This is a genomic window from Paenarthrobacter sp. CM16, assembly GCF_013179505.1.
Lineage (GTDB): Bacteria > Actinomycetota > Actinomycetes > Actinomycetales > Micrococcaceae > Arthrobacter.
This window is the reverse complement of record NZ_JABMCX010000441.1, coordinates 1-2769: the sequence shown is the minus strand read 5'-3', so window position 1 is coordinate 2769 and position 2769 is coordinate 1. Positions and strand designations below refer to the sequence as shown.

The following is a 2769-nucleotide window of genomic DNA, read 5'->3' as shown; positions in this document are numbered from 1 at the left end:
TCGTCAACGGGTTCCTCGGCTTGTTCGGAATCCAAGGACCCGCGTGGGTGACTGACCCGCAGTTCTCGCTGAGCACCCTGATTGTGCTGAATGTGTGGACCTTCGGCTCGCCCATGGTGATTTTCCTCGCCGGCCTGCGCCAGGTGCCGGGCATGTACTACGAGGCGGCATCCATTGACGGGGCCTCCAAATGGCGGCAGTTCCGGAGCATTACCCTGCCGCTGATCAGCCCCATCATCTTCTTCAACCTCATCATGCAGCTCATCGGCTCGTTCCAGACGTTCACCCAGGGCTACGTGATGAGTGGCGGTACGGGTGGTCCGGCTGATTCAACGCTGTTCTACAACCTGTACCTGTACCAGAAGGGCTTCACCGAGTTCGAGATGGGGTATGCCTCGGCCATGGCCTGGCTGCTGTTGATGATCATCGCGATTTTCACCGCCATCAATTTCATCGCATCCAAGTTCTGGGTCTTCTACGACAATTAAGGCAACCTCATGGCACTCCTTGATCTACCCCTCAAGCGCAAGCTGGCCAAGCAGGAACAGCCCGAAGATGCCCTGACAGGCACGCCGGCTTCCCGCTTTTCGCGGCACCTGATCCTCTGCCTGGTAGGGCTGGTAATGCTCTATCCCTTGCTGTGGCTGATTTCCAGTTCACTGAAGCCCAGCAACGATATTTTCCGGCAGCTGGGACTGTGGCCGGAAAATTGGGACTTCTCCAACTACGCACAAGGTTGGACCGCCCTGGACCAGCCGTTCCATGTGTACCTGATCAACTCGATGGTAATAGTGGTCTTCTCCATCATCGGAAACATCTTCTCCTGCGCGCTGGCAGCGTACGCTTTCGCGCGGATGGAGTTCACGGGCCGGAAGCTGTTCTTTGCCCTCATGCTGGGAACCCTGATGCTGCCGGGCCACGTCCTGTTGGTTCCGCAGTACATCATCTTCTCGCAGCTGGGGTGGCTGGACACCTACCTGCCGCTGATTGTCCCCAACTTCATGGCTACCAACGCCTTCTTCATCTTCCTGATGGTGCAATTCATGAAGTCGTTGCCCAAGGAACTGGACGACGCCGCCCAGATTGACGGCTGCGGCCCTTTCCGGACGTTCATCCGGGTGATCCTGCCGCTGTGCATCCCGGCAATGGCCACCACGGCGATCTTCACCTTCATTTCCACTTGGAACGAGTTCTTCGGGCCGCTGCTCTACATCCAGAACCAGGACCTTTACACCGTCCCCCTGGCCCTGCGCGCCTTTATGGATTCCGAAGGCCAGAGCATGTGGGGCCCTATGTTCGCGATGTCGGTGGTGTCCATTGCGCCGATCATCGGGTTCTTCATTGCGGGGCAGAAGTACCTGATCAACGGCATTGCCACCACCGGGCTGAAATAGTCCCTCCATTACAGAGCCACCACCACTCACAAGAGCACTGACAAGACCAACACTGACAAGACAAAGGAGTTTTGCATGCGCCTGCGACGCCTGCTCGGCGCGGTCACCGCCGTCGTCATTCTTGGAAGCCTTACCGCTGCGCCCGCCCGGGCAGAATCCCAACCCGGCACCGCCGATGCCCCGGCCGAAGCGGCTGCCCTCTGGAAGCAGCGGCCCGACGGCTTTGCGTCCTTGCCCGGCAACGGCCTGGACGGAACCACCGGCGGCCAGGCCGGGCGGCAAGTCAGCGCTTCTTCATTGGGAGAGCTGAAAGCATTCGCCGCTTCGGAGGAGCCCTTGGTGATCTTCCTCAAGGGCAGCATCACCGCACAGGACTACGTCAAGATCCCCGTCGCCTCCAACAAGAGCTTCATTGGCACCGGCGCGGGCGTGGAACTGGTGAATGCCGGGTTCAAACTCATCAACGTCTCCAACGTGATCTTCCGGAACTTCACGGTCCGTGATTCCTACATTCCGGGTGACTGGGACGGTAAGCGCCCGGACAACGACCGCGACGGCATCCAGCTCGATACCTCGCACCACATTTGGGTGGATCATATGAAGTTCGAGCGCATGGGTGATGGCATGATCGATACCCGCAAGGACTCCGATTACCTCACCTACTCCTGGAACGTGTTCGCGGACAACAACAAGGCACTCGGTGTGGGCTGGACCAGCAACGCGGTCACAAAAATGACCATCCACCACAACTGGATCCGCAACACGGTCCAACGGAATTTCAGCTTGGACAACACTGCAGCAGCCCACGTTTACAACAACTACCTGCAGGACATCGGGCAGTACGGAATGATGGGCCGCAACGCCGCCAAGGTGGTCTTGGAGGGCAACTACTTCACCGCCGTCGCGGATCCCGTAGTGGCAAAGGACCCCGCCACGGAGATCGTCAACAGGGACAACATCTTTGATGCCACGCGTGGCCGCAAGGACAACGTCGGCACCGCCTTCGACCCCACGCGGTCCTACGCCTATACCAAGGACAGCGCCGCCAACGTTCCGGGAGTGGTCACCTCCAGCGCCGGACCACGCGAGAACAAGGCGCCAGGCACGACGACGGAAGTCACCGTCGCGCTGGATGGCACCGGCGACTTCGGCAGTGTCCAGGCGGCCATCGGCTCGATCCCGGCAGGTAACACCCAGCCCCGGACCATCACCATCAAGCCGGGCTTCTACAGGGAGTCGGTAAACATCTGGGCTGACCGGCCCAACGTGACCCTCCAGGGAGCAACCGGCAACCCGTCCGACGTCGTGATTTCCTACGACACCCCGGCCAACGGCGCCAAGTTCTTCGGCGGCACGTGGGGCGCGGCGGGAAGTG

General features: G+C 60.1%; 3 protein-coding genes. All 3 read left to right on the top strand.

Features of this window, described 5'->3' with window-relative positions:
* Window positions 1-488, top strand: a 488-nt coding sequence (locus HP499_RS23145) for a carbohydrate ABC transporter permease (RefSeq protein ID WP_172326407.1), incomplete at its 5' end; no start/stop codon positions are given.
* A 9-nt stretch (window positions 489-497) separates the two neighbouring features.
* Window positions 498-1394 (top strand): carbohydrate ABC transporter permease, encoded by an 897-nt coding sequence (locus HP499_RS23140; protein ID WP_172326406.1) that lies wholly within the window; start codon window positions 498-500, stop codon window positions 1392-1394.
* A gap of 75 nt (window positions 1395-1469) precedes the next feature.
* Window positions 1470-2769: pectinesterase family protein (locus HP499_RS23135; protein ID WP_172326405.1), on the top strand; the 1300-nt coding region annotated here is incomplete at its 3' end.

Bases quoted from the DNA above. Each gene is read 5' to 3' on its own strand.
- HP499_RS23140 (WP_172326406.1), top strand. From the start codon at position 498: ATGGCACTCCTTGATCTACCCCTCAAGCGCAAGCTGGCCAAGCAGGAA.